Raw genomic sequence first — 270 nt, 5'->3', positions numbered from 1 at the left:
CGATGTCCCCGCCTGCGCGTATTCAACATTGACCAGGTTGTCTCGGGAGTGCTTGCCCATATGGTGTACCTACTTCTTCCGCTTGCGTGTTTTCTTCTTAGGCTTGGCCGCTTCTTCTGCGGCAATCATCTCTTCATACCTAGCAAATAGGTCGGACAATCTATCCTCGTCAGTCTCGTACGTGCGTTTGGAGTACAGCGAGTCCACGTACTCGTCGACCTCGCGGTGTGCTTGGCGCAGGTTATCCGGCATCAAGTCCGGATCATAGAG

1 protein-coding gene is annotated in these 270 nt (G+C 53.7%); it reads right to left on the bottom strand.

What is annotated here, in order from left to right:
- Positions 1-69: 69 nt before the first annotated feature.
- Positions 70-270 (bottom strand): type IIL restriction-modification enzyme MmeI (locus MJ643_RS30800; protein ID WP_348773350.1); only part of this gene is annotated, 201 nt, incomplete at its 5' end.

Source organism: Pseudomonas sp. PNPG3, assembly GCF_023093815.1.
GTDB classification, from domain to species: domain Bacteria; phylum Pseudomonadota; class Gammaproteobacteria; order Pseudomonadales; family Pseudomonadaceae; genus Aquipseudomonas; species Aquipseudomonas asiatica.
This window is presented reverse-complemented; position numbering and strand designations above follow the sequence as displayed.